Origin of the sequence: Gordonia sp. UCD-TK1, assembly GCF_001691435.1 — a bacterium.
Classification (GTDB): Bacteria; Actinomycetota; Actinomycetes; order Mycobacteriales; family Mycobacteriaceae; genus Gordonia; species Gordonia hongkongensis.
Genome location: NZ_LZMP01000046.1, coordinates 47,568 through 66,008 on the forward strand (window position 1 = coordinate 47,568; position 18,441 = coordinate 66,008).

The following is an 18,441-nucleotide window of genomic DNA, read 5'->3' on the forward strand; positions in this document are numbered from 1 at the left end:
AAGCGGTGGGCCGACGTGAGTTCGGCCACCGTGTTCCCGGCGCGGTGCTCGTCACCCGGCGCCTGGAGGTCATCTGTGATGAGATCTCCACCATGGCGCACAGCGGTGGGATCGAGTCGGCTGCCGGAATAGTGGTGACGGGCCCGGGCGGGGAGTTCCGCCGGTGACGATCAAGGTTGCCCTCGAGCATCGGACGGTGTACTCGTTCGACCGGCCGACCAAGATCTACCCCCACGTCGTCCGCCTGCGTCCGGCGCCGCACTCGCGCACACCGATCGAGGCGTACTCGCTCACCGTCGACCCCGGTGAGCACTTCCTGAACTGGCAGCAGGACGCGTTCAGCAACTATCTGGCGCGCCTGGTGTTCCCGGAACCCTCGACCACCCTCGGGATCACCGTGAGTCTGGTCGCGGACCTCACCGCGATCAATCCGTTCGACTTCTTCATCGAGGAGTGGGCCGAGTTCTACGGGTTCGACTATCCGGCCGAGCTGCGGCGCGACCTCGAGATCTTCCTCCGGCCGGCCGGGGTCACCGACGGTGAATTCGCCGGTGCGCCGGTGCATCCGGAGATCGCGAGGTTCGCGGCGAAGCATCGGCCGTCCGGCCGCACGCGGGTCATCGACTTCCTGGTGCGCCTCAACGCCGCGGTGCGCGACGCCGTCGGCTACACCGTCCGCCTCGAGGCCGGCGTGCAGTCGCCGGAGTACACGCTCTCCAGTGCCATCGGTTCCTGCCGGGACTCGGCCTGGTTGCTGGTCGCCCTCCTCCGCGAACTCGGGTTCGCGGCACGCTTCGTGTCCGGATACCTCGTCCAGTTGACCTCGGACGTGAAGTCGCTCGACGGTCCGTCGGGTCCCGACGCCGATTTCACCGACCTGCACGCGTGGACCGAGGTGTACCTCCCCGGGGCCGGTTGGGTCGGACTGGATCCGACGTCGGGTCTGTTCGCCGGCGAGGGGCACATCCCCTTGGCGGCCACCCCGCATCCGGTCGGCGCCGCACCGATCACCGGTTCGACCGGCCCGTGCCACGCCACTCTGGATTTCACCAACACGGTCACGCGGTTCCACGAGGACCCACGCGTCACGCTGCCCTACACCGCGGAGCAGTGGGGCCGGGTCACCGATCTCGGCGCGCTGGTCGACGAACGGATGGAACGCAACGACGTACGCCTGACGATGGGCGGCGAGCCGACATTCGTGTCCATCGACAACCAGACGGACCCGGAGTGGCGCACCGCCGCGGACGGTCCGCACAAACGGTTGCTGGCCGGGCGGCTGGCCGACCGCCTCATGACGGCGTTCGCGCCGGGCGGCCTGATGCGGCGCAGCCAGGGCAAGTGGTATCCCGGTGAACCGCTGCCGCGGTGGCAGCTCGAACTGATGTGGCGCGCCGACGGTCTGCCGATCTGGCGGAATCCGGAGTTGCTCGCCGACCCGTGGGCGACGCCGGACGACTGTGCCGCGGCGATCGACCGCGAGACCCACGGCCCGAACCCCGACGACCTCGGCGACCCCGGCCCGGCACGGGAACTGCTCACCGCCTTCGCGACGCGACTGGGACTCCCGGTCGGTCAGGTCGTGCCGGCCTATGAGGACCCGCTGGTCCGGATGCGGGAACTCGCCGCGATGCCGCCCGGTGACCCCGGAACCGACCCCACCCTGCCCGCCGCACGGTCGTTCACGCAGGCCGAGATCGCCGTCGACGCCGATTCGGCGGACGGCGACGACGACGACGACGAGAGCCTCGCGCCGACAACGGATTCCGTCCGACGCAGACGAGCACTGATCGAGCGGCTCGACGCCGCCGTCACCCAGCCGAGTGCGCACGTGTTGCCGCTGAGCCGCTCGGAGGACCGGACCGCGTGGCAGAGCGCGGTGTGGACGACCCGGCGGGGACGGATCGTGCTGACCCCCGGCACCTCGCCGGCCGGCTTGCGGCTGCCGCTCAACTCGCTGTCGTGGGGTCCGGCACCGACGCTGTTCGAAGCCGACCCGTCCGCGCGCCACGACGACCTGCCGACCGACCCGTCGGCGGCGCTGGGGCACACCGTCCGCGAGGTGGACCCCGCACAGTTCCTGCCCCGGACCGCCCTCGTCGCCGAGGTCCGCGGCGGCGTGGTCCACGTGTTCATGCCGCCGACCTCGACCCTGGAGGAGTATCTCGCGATCGTCGAACTCGTCGAGGACGCCGCCGCCACGGTGTCGACGCCGGTCGTCGTCGAGGGGTACGGACCGCCCGCCGATCCGCGTCTCGTGTCGTTGTCGGTGACCCCGGACCCGGGGGTCGTCGAGGTCAACATCCAGCCGACCGGCAGTTTCGCCGAGCAGTCCGAGCTGCTCGAATCGCTCTACGACCATGCCCGACACGTGCGACTGGGCACCGAGAGTTTCGATCTGGACGGCAGCCACGGTGGTACGGGCGGCGGCAACCACATCACCCTCGGCGGCGTCACGCCCGCCGATTCGCCGATGCTGCGCCGTCCCGACCTGCTGGTGTCGATGCTGACCTACTGGCAACGTCATCCCGCGCTGTCGTACCTGTTCTCCGGCCGGTTCATCGGCACCACCTCGCAGGCGCCGCGCGTCGACGAGGGTCGGGAGTCCTCGCTCTACGAGCTGGAGATCGCCTTCGCCGAGATCGACCGGCTCGCGGTCAAGAATCCTGGCGATGGTGCCCGGGCCGGGGGACGGTTCGACGGCGCGCCCCCGAACCCCTGGGTCACCGACCGGGCGCTGCGGCATCTGCTCACCGACATCACCGGCAACACGCACCGGGCCGAGTTCTGCATCGACAAGCTCTACAGTCCCGACTCGGTGCGCGGCCGGCTGGGCCTGCTGGAGCTGCGGGCGTTCGAGATGCCGCCCCACCACCGGATGGCGATGGTGCAGTCGCTGCTGGTGCGGAGCCTGGTGTCGTGGTTCTGGGAGAAGCCCTACCGGGCCCGGTTGATCCGCCACGGCGGCGACCTACACGGCAAACACCTGTTGCCGCACTACGTCATCGCCGACATCGCGCTGGTCGCCGAGGAACTCCGCGAGGCCGGCTATCCGTTCGAGACCGCCTGGCTGGACCCGTTCACCGAATTCCGCTTCCCGCGTCTGGGGACCGTGCAGATCCGGGACCAGGAGATCGAGCTGCGCGGTGCCATCGAGCCGTGGAACACGTTGGGGGAGGAGGCAACCGGAACGGGCACGGCCCGGTACGTCGACTCCTCTGTCGAGCGCGTGCAGGTGCGCGTCCTGGGTGGTGAGGACGATCGTTACCTGTTGACCTGCAACGGTTTCCCGATCCCACTGCGTGCCACCGGTCGCACCGGTGAACGCGTCGCCGGCATCCGGTTCCGGGCCTGGCAGCCGCCGAGCTCGCTGCACCCGACGATCACCATCGACACCCCGCTCACCTTCGACCTGATCGACACGGTCAACGGCCGGTCGGTGGGCGGTGCCACCTACCACGTCGTGCATCCCGGAGGACGTGCCTACGATCGGCCGCCGGTGAACGCGGTCGAGGCCGAGTCCCGGCGCAACGGGCGGTTCGAGGCGGCCGGTCACACGACCGGCACCGTCGACGTCGGGCTGTTGCGCGAACGACAGTCCCGGCAGGCCACCGACTTCGGGGTGCCCGGGATCCTCGACCTCCGGCGGGCACGTACAGTTCTTCGGTGACCTCTTCGCCGGGCAACGCTTCCGCGGTGTTCGACCGCTACCGCGCCGAGGGCCACACTCTCTTCGATCCCGACCGTCTGACCCGTCTCGCCGCATCCGCGGACCGGCCGGCCGACTCCTACGACGAGCTCCTGGAAGCCGACGGCGCGATCCGTCCGGCGTGGGCCGACCTGGCCCGCATCTACCAGCTGCGCGGTCCGGACCGCCTCCGCGAGTCCGCGGCCCGGCTGGCCGCAGCCGTCAGCGACGACGGCGTGGTCTACAACGAGTTCGACGGTCAGCACACCGTGACCCGCGACTGGGATGTCGACGCGGTGCCGCTGGTGATCGACGGCGTCGAATGGGCCGAACTCGAAAAGGCCATCACGCAGCGGTCGATGCTGCTCGACCTGCTCCTGCGTGACCTTTACCGCGATCAGAAGACGATCGCGGCCGGACTCGTCGCGCCCGAGATGGTGTTCGGCCATCCCGGTTACATCCGCAAGGCCGCCCGACTCGAGGTCGCCGGGCCGCACGCGCTGTTCCTGCACGCGGTCGACATCTCGCGCACCGCCGACGGCCGGTTCGTCGCCTACCGGGACCGCACCCAGGCGCCGTCGGGGATCGGTTACGCGATCGTCGGGCGGCGACTGATGTCGAAGACCTTCCCGCAGCTGTTCCAGGCGTGCGCACCGCGGCCGATGACCACCTTCGCCGGCACGATGCGGCTGGCACTCACCGAGTACGCGCCGCCCGGGGTCGACGACCCGACGGTGGCGGTCCTCAGCCCCGGCAGCATGTCCGAGACCGCCTTCGACCAGGCCTATCTCGCGTCGGTGCTCGGCTTCCCCCTCGTCGAGGGCGCCGACCTCACCGTTCGGGACGGCGCGGTCCACATGCGCTCGCTGGGTCGCTACAAGCGGGTGGACGTGCTGCTGCGACGGGTCGACGCCGCCTACTCCGATCCGCTGGACCTGCGGACGGACTCCCAGCTCGGCGTCGCCGGGCTGGTCGAGGCGATCTCGCGCGGCACGGTGACGGTCCTCAACACCCTCGGCTCGGGGGTGCTGGAGAACCCGGCGCTGCACACCGTGCTGGAACGTCTCGCGCCCGTCCTGCTCGACGAGGACCTGCGGCTGGGCTCGGTCACCACGTACTGGGCCGGAGATTCGTTGCAGCGCAGCCTGATCCGTGATCGACTGGACGCCCTGGTCCTGACGAACACGAGTACGGGGGAGGAGTTCATCGGCCCGTTGCTCGCGGCGACCGATCGCGCCGACCTCGCCGCCCGGATCGAGGCCCAGACGTGGCAGTGGGTGGCCCGCGAGCTCGAGGCGTTCTCGGTGGCCCCGACGATCACCCCCGGCAGCGGTCCCGTTGAATCGATCGCGACGCTGCGGGCGGCGCCGGTGTCGGTGCGCGCGTTCAGCGTGGCGCAGGGTCCCGGGTACGCGGTCATGCCGGGCGGCCTGGGGGCCGTTCTCGCCGACGGGGTCGCCGGCGCCGCCCACCACGTGGTGGCCGCCAAGGACGTGTGGGTCACCAGCACCGAGGTGGGCGGGCACGTGTCGCGGCGTTCGGAGACACGCGGTGAGCCGGCCGGGGAGGTCGTCGCGGGCACGTCGGCGGGTCGCCCGGTGACCCGGGAGTACTCCGACGTCGCGGCCGCGGCCAGTCCGCGCGTCCTGGCGGACCTGTTCTGGCTGGGCCGCTACGGGGAGCGCACCGAGCTCGTGACCCGCCTGGCCAAGGTGTCCCGCGAGCGTTATCAGGACTTCCAGTACAGGCCATGGATGTCGGGCACGCCGGCGGTGCCGCTGCTGTTGCACGCGGTCGCCACGGTGACGGGCACCGCGCGCTACCTGGACACCGCCGACCTGCTGTTGCCGGGTTCGGACCGGCCGCCGTCACCCGATCAGGTCAACGAGGCGATCGAGAAGATCGCCGACCTGACCGTGTCGCGATCGGTGCCCGGGACCATCGCCTACTCGGTCGACCGGCTGATCAGTACGGTCCGGGCGGTCCGTGACCAGATGTCCACGAGCACCTGGATGGTGCTCGCGCCGGTCGAACGGATCATGGCGAGCACGACCCGGCTGGTCCTCCGGTCGCGCGCGGACGCCGGGGCGGGCGACGCCGCGCTGGACCTAGGACCCGATCTGGCCCGCGCGCACGACGAGATCCTGCACGGCGTCCTGGCGCTGACCGGGCTGCAGGCCGAGTCGATGGTGCACGATCCGGCCTGGATGTTCATGGACGTCGGCCGACGCATCGAACGGGCCGTCACCCTCGCCGACCTCACGCTCGCGATGTTCGCCGACGCGCAGGACACCGACGTCGAGCAGGCGCTGCTGGAGTCGTACCTGGTGGCCAACGAATCGTCGGTGATCTACCGTCGCCGCAACCGCGGGCTGTATCAGGCGGCCAGTGTCGCCGAGCTGCTGCTGTTCGACCCGACCAATCCCCGGTCGATGATCTTCTGCCTCGACAAGATGAACGCCGACCTGTCGTCCGTACCGGAGACCCTGCGGTCGGCCGGCGCCGAACGGGCCGTGCAGGACATGATCGCCGAACTGCGCCGCGGCGACCCCGCCGACCTCGTGCGGGTCGACGCCGACCGGAGGCGCCCGGAACTCGTCGAACTGATGACGACCCTGCGCACCGGGGCGCGTGAACTCTCCGATCTGCTCACCCGGACCCGCTTCGCCACCCCGCGCCAGGCGCGACCGATCTGGGCCGGTGGGGAATCGTGAGCACGCGCGTCTACCGTGTGCTGCACCGGACCAGCTACACCTACGACGACGACGTGTCGTCCTCGTACGGGCGCTGCCATCTGACCCCGCGCGACCTGCCCGGCCAGCGCGTGCACTCGACGTCGGTCGAGATCGAACCCGAACCCGACGACCGGTCGACGGGGCTCGACGTCTACGGCAACCACGACAGCTATTTCCATGTCCGGACCGCGCACCGCGAGCTGACCGTGACCGCGCGGTCGGTCGTCGAGGTGGACCCCGTGGACCCGGGCGTCCTCCTGAGTCCGGCGGCCCGGGGTCCGTGGGAACAGGCGCGACCGTGCGTGGTCGACGGGCGGGACAGCGCCCTGGCCGCCGAGTTCGTCCTCGATCTCGACCCGCCCGAGATCACCCCCGCGGTGCGCGACTACGCCGCCGGCATCTTCACGCCCGGCCGGCCGCTGGTGGAGTCGGTCATCGATCTGACGTCGCGGATCTTCACCGACTTCACCTACCGGTCCGGGTCGACGGCCATCTCCACCCGGGTCGACACCGTCCTGCAGCGTCGCGAGGGCGTCTGCCAGGACTTCGCCCGGATCGCGATCGCCTGTCTGCGGTCACAGGGTCTCGCCGCGCGGTACGAGTCGGGATATCTCGCGACCGAGCCGCCGCCCGGCAAGGAAAAGGTCTTCGGTGCCGACGCCAGTCACGCCTGGGCGGCCGTCTGGATGCCCGACGGCCGCTGGCTATCGTTCGATCCGACCAACGACAAGCTGGTCGACGAACGCCACGTCACACTGGCGTGGGGGCGGGATTACGACGACGTGCCGCCTCTCCGAGGGGTCATCTACACCGATTCCACGAAGAGCCGGATCGACGTGTCGGTCGACGTCCGGCCGACAGATGACCTCACCGCGGGCTGAACCGGGCACATCGGACTCGCCTCCTCGGTAAGTCGCTGTGCCACAGTGTTTTCGGCGCACGTTTTCGGGTCATACCGGTAACGAGGTGGTACAGATGGACGAACGCGCTGTTGCGACAACGTTGCAACGGGTAGGTTGGTTGGCGACATGACGGTCATTACGAAAAGCCGCATCACCAGCGTGGTGCGGGCGGCAGAGGCGCTGCTGTCACACCGCGCCGGATCAGCAGTGGTTCTCGACGATCCCGAGGACCTCGGCGGCAGCGGACGCACCACGGTCGTGCGGGTCCGCGTCGCCCAGAACCCCCTCAGCCTGGACCGCTCACTGGTGATCAAGGCCCTTCCCGAACACGAGGACCCTCAGGCCTTCCACCGGGAGATCGCGTCGTACAAGTACGCGACCGCCCTCCCGAACGAATCGCGCCCGGGGCCGCAACTGATCGCCTCCGACACCGATCTCCGCATCATGGTGCTCTCCGACCTCGGCCACGGCCGGACGATGCTCGAGTACCTGGCCGGCGTCGACCCGGTCGAGACCTCACGTGCTGTCAGTGCCTGGGGCCAGGCACTCGGCCGGATGCACGCGGCGACGGTCGGCGGCGAGGGCGACTTCCTCGCGCTGCTGCGGCGCGGACCGTCCGGGATGCAGGGACGCGACATCCTGCGCGACGAGGCGTTGCGGTCGATCGACTCGGTGGTGGGGCACGCGGCCGCGCTCGACGTCGAGGTCCCCGAGCAGGTGGTGGAGTCGCTGCGTACCGCGGCGACGCTGTTCGACGAGGGCGATCACCGCGCATTCAGTCCGTCGGATGTCGGGCCCGAGAACATCCTGCTCAACGACGACGGCGTGCAGTTCATGGACTACGAGTGGGGCGGCTTCCGCGACGCCACCCTCGACATCGCCTACGCCCTCGTGACCATCACCGCGCAGCTTCCGCCCCGGACCACTGCTCGGGCCACCGACCTCGAGGTCTCGATGGTCGACGCCTGGCGCTCGGAGGTGCACTCGATCTGGCCGGCGCTCGCCCATGAGCGGGAGATGCAGCGCAAGGTGCTGCTCGCCCGTCAGCTGTGGGTGTGGCTGTCGACGGTGTGGATGCTGCCGAGCGACCCGCTGGCTCCCACCGGCCCGGACGCGGACGTCGAGGCGCCCGACTTCGAGCCGGCCGACGTCACTGCCGCCGGCTTCACGCATGACTGGGCGCTGCACACGAACGACCCCCGCGTGATCGTCAGCCGCTGGACCGACCTCGCCGCCGCCGCGGGACGCGCGGGCGACGAGGAGATCGCGGTGTTCGCGACCGCGATGGGCGTCGCGCTGCAGCGCATCTGGCTGGCCTGACACGCTCGTGGACGGACTGTTCGACCCACCCGACGATCCTCGGGCCGGCTCCGACGGGCATGGCAACGCCGGTGGTCTCACCGCACCACCGGCCCCGACCGCACCCCTGGCGGTCCGCATGCGGCCGCAGACCCTCGACGAGATCGTCGGACAGCAGCACCTGCTCGGCACCGGTTCGCCGCTGCGCAGGCTGATCAGTGGCTCGGGCGCGGCGTCGGTGCTGCTCTACGGGCCGCCCGGAACCGGCAAGACCACCATGGCCTCGCTCATCGCGCGCGCCACCGGCGGCCGCTTCGAGGCCCTGTCCGCGCTGTCGGCGGGGGTCAAGGAGGTGCGCGCGGTCATCGACGTGGCCCGGCGCCGGCTCATCGGTGACGGCAAGAACGGCGGTCAGCAGACGGTCCTGTTCATCGACGAGGTCCATCGGTTCTCGAAGACCCAGCAGGACGCGTTGCTCGACGCCGTGGAGAACCGGATCGTGCTGCTCGTCGCGGCCACGACCGAGAACCCGTCGTTCTCGGTGGTCGCGCCGCTGCTGTCCCGGTCGCTGGTCCTGCAGCTGCGGTCGCTGACCGATGCCGACATCCGGGAGGTGCTGACTCGTGCGGTCGCCGACCCGCGTGGGCTCGACGGCAAGGTCGAGGTGACCGACGCCGCCTACGACCACCTCGTCGCGGTGTCCGGTGGGGACGCGCGCCGGGCGCTGACCGCGCTGGAGGCCAGCGCCGACGCCACCGACCGGATCGACCTCGCCGATGTGGAGACCGCGATCGACCGCGCCGCCGTCCGGTACGACCGGGACGGCGACCAGCACTACGACGTGACGAGTGCTTTCATCAAGTCCATCCGGGGTTCCGACGTCGACGCCGCCGTCCACTATCTCGCCCGCATGATCGCGGCCGGGGAGGACCCGCGGTTCATCGCGCGGCGCCTCATGATCCACGCCAGCGAGGACATCGGCATGGCCGACCCGACGGCCCTGCAGACCGCGGTCGCGGCCGCTCAGGTCGTGAACCTCGTCGGGATGCCGGAGGCCAAACTCGCGCTCACACAGGCCACCATCCACCTCGCGACGGCACCGAAGTCGGCGGGCGTGGTGTCGGCGATCGGCGCGGCCCTCGCCGATGTCGGGTCGGGCAAGGCCGGCGCGGTTCCGGCCCATCTGCGTGACAGTCACTATCCGGGGGCCAAGAAGCTCGGTAGCGGTGTCGCATACCGATATCCGCACGATGATCCCGACGGGGTTGTGCCGCAACAGTATCCGCCCGACGACCTGGTCGGCCGGGACTACTACGAGCCCACCGACCATGGGCTGGAACGCGAAATCGGGCCGCGGGTCGCGAAGTTGCGATCGATCGTGCGTGGCGCGGTGTCGCGGCGCCGGTCGCGCTGACCGTCCGTGGGGCGTTTCCCCAGTGCAGAGTCCCTGCGCCCCCGGCGACTCGCCGACGGTAGGCTGGGATGTCGCGACAAACAACGGCCGCTACCACCGAACGGCTGGGACCACCAACGGCTAGGACGAAACCCACAGTGCAGACGCATGACATCCGGAAGCGCTTTCTGGACCACTTCATCAAAGCCGGGCACACCGAGGTGCCGAGCGCTTCGCTGCTCCTCGACGACCCCAATCTGTTGTTCGTCAATGCCGGCATGGTCCCGTTCAAGCCGTTCTTCCTGGGTGAGCAGACGCCCCCGTACTCGCGGGCGACCAGCGTGCAGAAGTGCGTCCGCACCCTCGACATCGACGAGGTCGGCATCACCACCCGCCACAACACCTTCTTCCAGATGGCGGGCAACTTCTCCTTCGGCGACTACTTCAAGCGCGAGGCCATCACCTTCGCCTGGACGCTGCTGACCAACAGCGTCGACGACGGCGGTTTCGGTATCGACCCGCAGAAGCTGTGGCCGACGGTCTATCTCGACGACGACGAGGCCGAGGCCATCTGGCGCGACGAGATCGGCGTGCCGGCCGAGCGCATCCAGCGACGGGGCATGAAGGACAACTACTGGTCGATGGGCGTCCCGGGTCCCTGCGGGCCGTGCTCGGAGATCTTCTACGACCGCGGACCCGAGTACGGCGTCGAGGGTGGGCCGGAGGCCGACGAGGACCGCTACATCGAGATCTGGAATCTCGTCTTCATGCAGAACGTCCGCGGTCCCGGGGGCGGCAAGGACAACTACGAGATCCTGGGCCCGCTGCCCAAGCAGAACATCGACACCGGTATGGGCGTCGAGCGCGTGGCCTGCATCCTGCAGGGCGTCGACAACGTGTACGAGACCGACCTGTGCAAGCCGATCATCGACCTCGCCGCGGAATTGTCCGGACGTGCATACGCCGCCGGTTCGCATGCCGACGACGTCCGGTTCCGGGTCGTCGCCGACCACGCGCGGACCTCGGCGATGCTGATCGGCGACGGCGTGCTGCCCGGCAATGACGGCCGCGGGTACGTCCTGCGCCGCCTGCTGCGTCGGGTCGTCCGGTCGATGCGGTTGCTCGGCGCCGGTGACAATCAGCCGACCATGGGCACGATCATCGGCAAGGTCATCGACCTGATGTCACCGTCATACCCCGAGCTGGAGACGCAGCGCCGGCACATCGTCGACGTGGCCGTGGGCGAGGAGACCTCCTTCTCCAAGACCCTGGCCGCGGGGTCGAAGCTGTTCGCCGACGCGGCGACCGCCACCAAGAGTGCGTCGCGTACGACCATCACCGGTTCCGACGCGTTCACGCTGCACGACACCTACGGCTTCCCGATCGACCTCACCCTGGAGATGGCCGCCGAGGCCGGTCTCTCGGTGGATCAGGAGGGCTTCACCGCCCTGATGGCCGAGCAGAAGCAACGCGCCAAGGCCGACGCGACCGCCCGCAAGACCGGGCACGCCGACCTGAGCGTCTACCGGGACTTCCTCGATCGCGGGCCGACCGAGTTCACCGGCTTCGACGAGCTGGTGTCGGAGGCACGGGTGCTCGGCCTCGTCGCCGACGGCGCACGGCTGCCGGCGGCGTCGGCCGGCCAGGAACTGACGGTCGTCCTCGACCGCACCCCGCTCTACGCCGAATCCGGTGGGCAGATGGCCGACGTCGGCACCATCACGACCGGGTCGGGAGTGCGCATGTCGGTGACCGACGTGCAGAAGGTCGGCAAGTCGGTGTGGCTGCACAAGGTCCGCATCGACGAGGGGGAGATCGAGGAGGGCGACGAGGTCCTCGCGGCGGTCGACACCGCGTGGCGTCACGGCGCCACGCAGGGCCATTCCGGCACCCACATGGTCCACGCCGCGCTGCGCGAGGTCCTCGGCCCCGGCGCGACGCAGGCCGGTTCGCTGAACCGTCCCGGTTATCTGCGCTTCGACTTCAACGCCAGCGGCCCGGTGACCGAGGCCCAGCGTCGGGAGATCGAGGAGATCAGCAACGCCGCGGTCGAGGCGAACTATCAGGTCAACACGTTCGAGACGGGTCTGTCCGAGGCCAAGGCGATGGGCGCGATGGCGCTCTTCGGCGAGAACTACGGTGACGTCGTCCGCGTCGTGGAGATCGGCGGGCCGTTCTCCATGGAGCTGTGCGGCGGCACGCACGTGGCGTCGTCGTCGCAGATCGGACCCATCACGCTGATCGGGGAGTCCTCGGTCGGTTCGGGTGTCCGGCGCGTCGAGGCTTACGTCGGCATGGACTCGTTCCGGTTCCTGTCGAAGGAGCGTGCGTTGCTGGCCGGCCTGGCGTCGTCGCTCAAGGTCCCGTCGGAAGAGGTGCCCGGCCGCGTCGAGCAGCTCGTCACCAAGCTGCGTGACGCGGAGAAGGAACTCGAGCGGGTACGTGCCGAGGCGGCCCGGGCCGCGGTGTCCGGTCTCCTCGACACGGCGACGACCGTCGGTGCCACCCTCGTCGTCGAGGGACGGGTGCCGGGCCTCGACGCCAACGGGTTGCGCTCGGTGGTGACCGACCTCCGCGGCCGGGTCGCCGACCGCCAGGCGGTGATCGCGCTGTTCTCGCCGAACGGTGACGGACCGGATGCCAAGGTGCCGTTCGTGATCGCCACCACGGCGGCTGCCCGTGACGCCGGGGTCAAGGCCGGTGACCTCGTCAAGGAGGTCGCGCCGTTGGTGGGCGGTCGTGGCGGTGGCAAGCCGGATCTGGCCCAGGGCGCGGGCACCGATCCCGCGGGGATCGACGCGGCACTGACGCGAATCCGCGAGTTCGTCGCCTGATGCCGCATCCGCACACCCGGGCCGACGGTCACCAGCGGACCCGCGGGCGACTCCTCGGGATCGACGTCGGGAGCGTCCGGATCGGCGTCGCCGTGTGCGACCCCGACGGCATCCTCGCCACACCGGTCGAAACGGTGCGTCGAACCCCTTCGCGCACAGACGATCTCGACCGCATCGCGGCGCTGGTCGTGGAGTACGAGGCTGTCGGCGTCGTCGTGGGGCTGCCGAAGACGCTCAAGAACACCGCGGGGGCGGCGGCCGAGACCGCACAGGAATTCGGGGACCGTCTCGCGACCCGGATCGACCCGGTGGCCGTGCACTGGCACGACGAACGTTTCACGACGGTGACCGCACAGCAGGCACTGCACGCCAGCGGCCGGACGGTGAAGTCCTCGCGCGCGGTCATCGACCAGGCCGCGGCGGTCGCTATTCTGCAGGGGTGGTTGGATGCGCGACGGTGAGTCAGGGGAGCCTCCGGTGACCGATGATCGGCGTCGCACCCGGCACCGAGACGGCCAGGGACGCCGTGCCGAGGGCATGGATCCCGAGCGTCTGCGGTACTTCACGCAGTCGGCCGACGGGTCGCCCCACACGCGGCACCGCCGCCGGCGCGCCGGTGGCGAGAATGCCGAACCGGCTCCCCGGCGCCCGGCCCCGCCGAATGTCCCGCCCGCCGAACAGGCGCGGCCGGTATCCGGCACGCCCGGCCCCCGCGCGACGCCGGTCCGCATCCCGCCGGGGCAGCCGCCCACCCCGCCGCCGCCGGTGGCACCACCGCGGCCCGGTCCGCCGCAGCCCGGTCCGCCGCAGCCCGGTCCATCAACGGCTGCCGGGGGTCCGGTCGAAGACGACGTCGACACCGACTTCACCATGGCCCGTCCGGCCGCTCCGGCGCCTCCGGCCCGGGGTCCTCGCCCCGACGAATCTCGTTCTTTCCCGGACGATCACGCCGCGGAGGAGTTCACCGCTGCCGACTACGAGCCGGCGGGTCACGAGACAGAACGCCATGACGCCGAGCTGTACGACACCGGGCGCTACGACACCGGTGGCCACGAGACCGGGCGTTTCGAGACCGGGCGTTACGAGACGCCGGGCACCGCACGCCCGATCCGCGACGACGATCGCGTCGCCCGACGAGACCGGCGCTTCGACGAGCACGACGAGCACGACGACTGGTGGCCCGGCGCCGACGACACCGAGTCCGACCAGCAACAGCGCCGTACGCCGCGCCGCAAGCGCAGCCGGGGCAAGCGTCGTGCGGTCCTCGCCGTCGCGATCGTCTTCATGCTCGCGCTGATCACCGGGGTCGGCTACTACGGTGTGCGCGCCACCGGCCTGCTCGAGTCGCGCAAGGACTACACCAACGCCGCCGGTTCCGGCGATGTCGTCGTCGACATCCCGGACAACTCCACGCTCGCCGACTTCGGCCGCATCCTCGTCGACGCCGACGTGGTGGGCAGCGTGCGGGCGTTCGTCGACGCCGCCGGTGGACAGCCGATGTCCGGCGGCCTCTACAAGATGCGCACCCAGATCCCGGCCACCACGGCCGTGGAGATGCTGACCGCCGACGGCGCCGTGCACCGCGTCGGGCGGGTGGTGATCCCGCCAGGGCTGCAGCTCGACTCGAAGACCGGTATCGACGGCAAGGTCACCCCGGGCATCTTCCAGCTCATCGAGAACGCCACGTCGTTCTCGTTCAACGGGCAGCAGGAGGGGGTGACGGTCGCCGACCTCGAGAAGGCCGCCGCCGAGACCACCCCGGCCGAGCTCGGTGTGCCCGAGTGGGCCGAACAGAACGTCGCCGAGATGACGGGCGATCACCGCCGGATCGAGGGGCTCATCGCGCCGACCACCTGGGAGCGCATCGAACCCGATCACACCGCCACGCAGATCCTGCGGGAGATGATCTCCAGCAGCGCGACGATGTTCGAACAATGGGGACTGCTCGACCGCAACAACTCCGGACTCGAGCCGTACGACACCCTGATCGCGGCGTCGATCGTCGAGCGCGAGGTCCGGCATGTCGAGGATGCGCCGAAGGTGGCGCGGGTCATCCGTAACCGCCTCGACCGCGACCAGCTGCTGCAGATGGACTCGACGCAGAACTACACCGCGGACATCACGAACATCGATGTCGACGGCGAGGCGTACAAGAACGACAACGAGTGGAACACCTACCGGTACAAGGGGTTGCCGCCCACGCCCATCGCGGCGGTCGGGGTGCCCGCCCTGGAGGCGATGCTCGACCCGGCACCGGGCGGATGGCTGTACTTCGTCACCGTCGACACCGCCGGGACCACGTTGTTCGCGAACACCTTCGAAGATCACATCCGCAACCGCCAGGTCGCCTGCCGCAACAAGCTGGTGGCCACCGGCTGCAGCCAGTGAGCAGCAGCGGACCCGCCATGAACACCGTGCCCGCCGGCATCCGCTCACCGCACGGTGACCGCCGTCGGGCCGCGGTTCTGGGGTCGCCGATCACGCACTCGCGCTCGCCGCGTGTCCATCTGGCCGCCTACCGGGCACTCGGGCTCGTCGACTGGCGGTACGACCGGATCGAGTGCACCGCCGACCGTCTGCCCGAGATCGTCTCGGGAGCCGACGTCGACTTCATCGGGTTCTCGGTCACCATGCCCAACAAACGCGCTGCCCTCGAGTTCGCCACCGAACGCACCGAACGCGCCGAACTGGTCGGGTCGGCGAACACCCTGGTGCGCGTGGCGACCGGTTGGCGCGCGGACTGCACCGACATCGACGGCGTGTCGGGAGCGCTCACCGACCTCGCGGTCGACGCGGACCTCGCCGCCGGGACCTCACCGGTCGCCGTGGTCGTCGGAGCGGGTGGCACGGCACTTCCGACCATCATGGCGCTCGCCGAGACGGGCATCACCGACGTCACGGTGGTCGCCCGCGACGCCGGCCGGGCCGCGGCCGTCCTCGAACTGTGTGAGCGGTTGGGGATGAACGGAGACGTCGTGCCCTTCGAACCCGCCGAGGCGCTGGCCCGAAGGTGTCGCGAGTCCGCGGTCGTCGTGTCGACGGTGCCGGCCGACGCGGCCGTGGTCCTGACGCCCGCCGTGGCGCGGGCACGCAAGGTCGTGGACGTGATCTACGACCCCTGGCCGACTCCGCTCGCGTCCGCGGTCGACGCGGCCGGTGGAACCGTGGTCGGCGGTCTGGTCATGCTCGTCAACCAGGCATTCCGGCAGGTCGAGCAGTTCACCGGGCTGCCCGCACCCCGCGACGTGATGGTCGCGGCACTCACCGCCGACTGATCCCGGGGGAGCTCCGACTCCGTCCACAGGACGTGCCGGTTGTGGACGGGCGAACGGTGCCGGTCGATCACCCCGACATGCTCGACCGATGGCCGAGTGCGTGATCCTGATCTGGCTGTCGGTCATCGCGGTGACCGACGCCGACACCCGCCGGATCCCGAACGTGCTCGTCTGGCCCGGTATCTGCGGTGCGGTGGGCGCGTGCGCAGTCCACCCCGGCGCGGCGGTGGCCGCGCTCGTCGCCGCGGCCCCGTACGCGCTCGCCTTCGGGATGCGATGGTGCGGCGGTGGGGACGTCAAGCTCGCCATCGCGTGCGGTGCGCTCGCCGTACGGTGGGACGCCGCCCTGCTCGTGGTGGCGCTCGCCTCGGTCATCGCGGTGGGCACGGTGGTCGGGCATCGCGTGGGTCGCCGGGACCCCGCCGGCCGCGGGGCTCATCCGCACGGACCCGCGCTCGTCGCCGCCACGATCGTGGTCGCCGGTCTGTTGTGACGCGTGCTACGCGTGGTTCGGCGGCGCCGCCGTCGGTCCGGGCTCGGCAGCATGGAACAATCGATCACTGTGTTGCGCTGGATAACTGCCGGAGAATCCCACGGTCCCGCCCTGGTCGCCATCGTCGAGGGCATGGTGGCCGGTGTCGAGGTCACCTCGTCCGACATCGCCGGGCAACTGGCACGCCGCCGGCTCGGCTACGGCCGCGGTGCGCGGATGAAGTTCGAGGCCGACCAGGTCACCGTGCTCGGCGGGGTTCGTCACGGCCAGACCATGGGCGGCCCGGTCGCGATCGAGATCGGCAACACCGAGTGGCCCAAGTGGGAGACGGTGATGGCGGCCGATCCCGTGGACGCGGCCGAACTCGAGGGGAGTGCCCGTAACGCACCGCTGACGCGTCCCCGCCCCGGGCACGCGGACTACTCGGGAATGCTCAAGTACGGCTTCGACGACGCCCGTCCGGTGCTGGAGCGCGCGAGCGCCCGGGAGACCGCGGCGCGTGTCGCCGCGGGCACGGTCGCTCGCAACTTCCTCCGCCAGGTACTGGGCGTCGACGTCATCTCCCATGTCATCTCCATCGGCGCGAGCGATCCCTACGTCGGCCCGCCGCCGCGCATCTCCGACCTCGAGGCCATCGACGCCAGTCCGGTCCGGGCGTTCGACGCCGATGCCGAGACGTCCATGATCGCCGAGATCGAGGCGGCGAAGAAGGACGGCGACACCCTCGGCGGCGTGGTCGAGATCGTCGCCACGGGGGTGCCCGTCGGCCTCGGCTCGCACGTCAGCGGCGACACCCGCCTGGACGCCAAGCTGGCGGCCGCCCTGATGGGCATCCAGGCGATCAAGGGCGTCGAGGTCGGCGACGGCTTCACCACCGCCCGCCGGCGTGGCAGTGAGGCCCACGACGAGATGGTGCCCGGTGCCGACGGTGTCCTGCGATCGACCAACCGCGCGGGCGGACTCGAGGGCGGCATGACCAACGGCGAGGACCTGCGCGTCCGCATCGCGATGAAGCCGATCTCGACGGTGCCGCGAGCGCTGTCCACGATCGACATGTCGACCGGGGAGACGGCCAGCGCCATCCATCAGCGTTCCGACGTCTGTGCCGTGCCCGCGGCGGGCGTCGTCGCCGAGGCGATGGTCGCGCTCGTCGTGGCCCAGGCCGCTCTCGAGAAGTTCGGCGGCGACTCGGTGACCGAGACCGGCGCGAACCTCGCCGCCTACCGGGCTGCCGTCGACGCGCGTCCGCCCCGGGCATGACCCAGCCCCCGGCACCCCCGACCCCGACGCGTCCGACGACCGGTCGCCGCCCGGCGGCCGTACTGATCGGTTTCATGGGAGCCGGGAAGTCCACCGTCGGTCGCATGCTCGCCGACCGGCTCGGCGTCGACTTCATCGACACCGACATCGAACTCGTCCGGCGCACCGGCCGCAGCATCCCGGAGATCTTCGAATCCGACGGTCTCGAGGGATTCCGGACGATCGAGGCGAACGTCGTCACCGATGTCCTGGACAATCACGGCGGGGTGGTGTCGCTCGGCGGCGGCGCGGTGACGACCGCCGGGATCCGCGAGGCACTGGCCGACCAGCGCGTCGTATACCTGCGGGTGTCGCCCGATCGCGGGTACGACCGCGTGTCGGGTACCGACCGCCCGCTCCTGGGGACGGACGACCCCGCCGCTCGGTACGCCGAACTGCTCGCCGAGCGGATACCCGTCTACGAGGCGGTCTGCACCTTCGACGTCGACGCCGACCCCGACCCCGACGCGGTGGCGGACGCCGTGGTCGTCCAACTCGCCCGTGAACTGATGTGAGGAAGCCG

At 70.4% G+C, this 18,441-nt stretch carries 13 protein-coding genes; all 13 read left to right on the forward strand.

The annotated features are described in order from the left end of the window. The first annotated feature begins 5 nt into the window (after positions 1 to 5). The 13 genes from A9310_RS26035 to A9310_RS20205 all read left to right on the forward strand — a co-directional run bounded on the left by A9310_RS26035 (position 6) and on the right by A9310_RS20205 (position 18,433). Positions 6 to 167: a hypothetical protein gene (locus tag A9310_RS26035; RefSeq protein WP_175401184.1), complete on the forward strand. Its 162-nt coding sequence runs from the start codon at positions 6 to 8 to the stop codon at positions 165 to 167. After that, positions 164 to 3,670, forward strand: a complete 3,507-nt coding sequence (locus tag A9310_RS20150) for a DUF2126 domain-containing protein (RefSeq protein WP_065632118.1) — start codon at positions 164 to 166, stop codon at positions 3,668 to 3,670. The genes A9310_RS26035 and A9310_RS20150 overlap by 4 nt, the downstream gene beginning before the upstream one ends. Further along, positions 3,667 to 6,402, forward strand: a complete 2,736-nt coding sequence (locus A9310_RS20155) for a circularly permuted type 2 ATP-grasp protein (RefSeq protein WP_065632119.1) — start codon at positions 3,667 to 3,669, stop codon at positions 6,400 to 6,402. The genes A9310_RS20150 and A9310_RS20155 overlap by 4 nt, the downstream gene beginning before the upstream one ends. Then, positions 6,399 to 7,304, forward strand: coding sequence for a transglutaminase family protein (locus A9310_RS20160; protein ID WP_065632120.1), 906 nt, complete (start codon positions 6,399 to 6,401; stop codon positions 7,302 to 7,304). The genes A9310_RS20155 and A9310_RS20160 overlap by 4 nt, the downstream gene beginning before the upstream one ends. Positions 7,305 to 7,451: 147 nt before the next feature. Next, complete coding sequence (locus A9310_RS20165) at positions 7,452 to 8,645, forward strand: hypothetical protein (protein WP_065632121.1); 1,194 nt, start codon at positions 7,452 to 7,454, stop codon at positions 8,643 to 8,645. A 7-nt stretch (positions 8,646 to 8,652) separates the two neighbouring features. Continuing rightward, positions 8,653 to 10,038 (forward strand): replication-associated recombination protein A, encoded by a 1,386-nt coding sequence (locus A9310_RS20170; protein ID WP_058250333.1) that lies wholly within the window; start codon positions 8,653 to 8,655, stop codon positions 10,036 to 10,038. 137 nt (positions 10,039 to 10,175) lie between these two features. After that, positions 10,176 to 12,851, forward strand: coding sequence for an alanine--tRNA ligase (gene alaS / locus A9310_RS20175; protein ID WP_065632122.1), 2,676 nt, complete (start codon positions 10,176 to 10,178; stop codon positions 12,849 to 12,851). After that, positions 12,851 to 13,312, forward strand: a complete 462-nt coding sequence (ruvX, locus tag A9310_RS20180; protein ID WP_065632123.1) for a Holliday junction resolvase RuvX — start codon at positions 12,851 to 12,853, stop codon at positions 13,310 to 13,312. Before alaS ends, ruvX begins: the two co-directional genes overlap by 1 nt. Next, on the forward strand, positions 13,299 to 15,239 hold the full coding sequence (gene mltG / locus A9310_RS20185; protein WP_065632124.1) for an endolytic transglycosylase MltG: 1,941 nt from the start codon (positions 13,299 to 13,301) through the stop codon (positions 15,237 to 15,239). The genes ruvX and mltG overlap by 14 nt, the downstream gene beginning before the upstream one ends. A gap of 17 nt (positions 15,240 to 15,256) precedes the next feature. After that, positions 15,257 to 16,126, forward strand: a complete 870-nt coding sequence (locus A9310_RS20190) for a shikimate dehydrogenase (RefSeq protein WP_065632125.1) — start codon at positions 15,257 to 15,259, stop codon at positions 16,124 to 16,126. An 88-nt stretch (positions 16,127 to 16,214) separates the two neighbouring features. Further along, positions 16,215 to 16,619: an A24 family peptidase gene (locus A9310_RS20195; protein ID WP_065632126.1), complete on the forward strand. Its 405-nt coding sequence runs from the start codon at positions 16,215 to 16,217 to the stop codon at positions 16,617 to 16,619. A gap of 51 nt (positions 16,620 to 16,670) precedes the next feature. After that, positions 16,671 to 17,879, forward strand: a complete 1,209-nt coding sequence (gene aroC, locus A9310_RS20200) for a chorismate synthase (RefSeq protein ID WP_065632127.1) — start codon at positions 16,671 to 16,673, stop codon at positions 17,877 to 17,879. Beyond that, positions 17,876 to 18,433, forward strand: coding sequence for a shikimate kinase (locus A9310_RS20205; RefSeq protein ID WP_065632128.1), 558 nt, complete (start codon positions 17,876 to 17,878; stop codon positions 18,431 to 18,433). The genes aroC and A9310_RS20205 overlap by 4 nt, the downstream gene beginning before the upstream one ends. The last annotated feature ends 8 nt before the right edge of the window (positions 18,434 to 18,441 follow it).

Coding starts and splice junctions, on each gene's coding strand:
- A9310_RS20165 (WP_065632121.1), top strand. CDS start 7,452: ATGACGGTCATTACGAAAAGCCGCATCACCAGCGTGGTGCGGGCGGCA.
- ruvX (WP_065632123.1), top strand. CDS start 12,851: ATGCCGCATCCGCACACCCGGGCCGACGGTCACCAGCGGACCCGCGGG.
- mltG (WP_065632124.1), top strand. CDS start 13,299: ATGCGCGACGGTGAGTCAGGGGAGCCTCCGGTGACCGATGATCGGCGT.
- A9310_RS20190 (WP_065632125.1), top strand. CDS start 15,257: ATGAACACCGTGCCCGCCGGCATCCGCTCACCGCACGGTGACCGCCGT.
- A9310_RS20195 (WP_065632126.1), top strand. CDS start 16,215: ATGGCCGAGTGCGTGATCCTGATCTGGCTGTCGGTCATCGCGGTGACC.
- aroC (WP_065632127.1), top strand. CDS start 16,671: ATGGAACAATCGATCACTGTGTTGCGCTGGATAACTGCCGGAGAATCC.
- A9310_RS20205 (WP_065632128.1), top strand. CDS start 17,876: ATGACCCAGCCCCCGGCACCCCCGACCCCGACGCGTCCGACGACCGGT.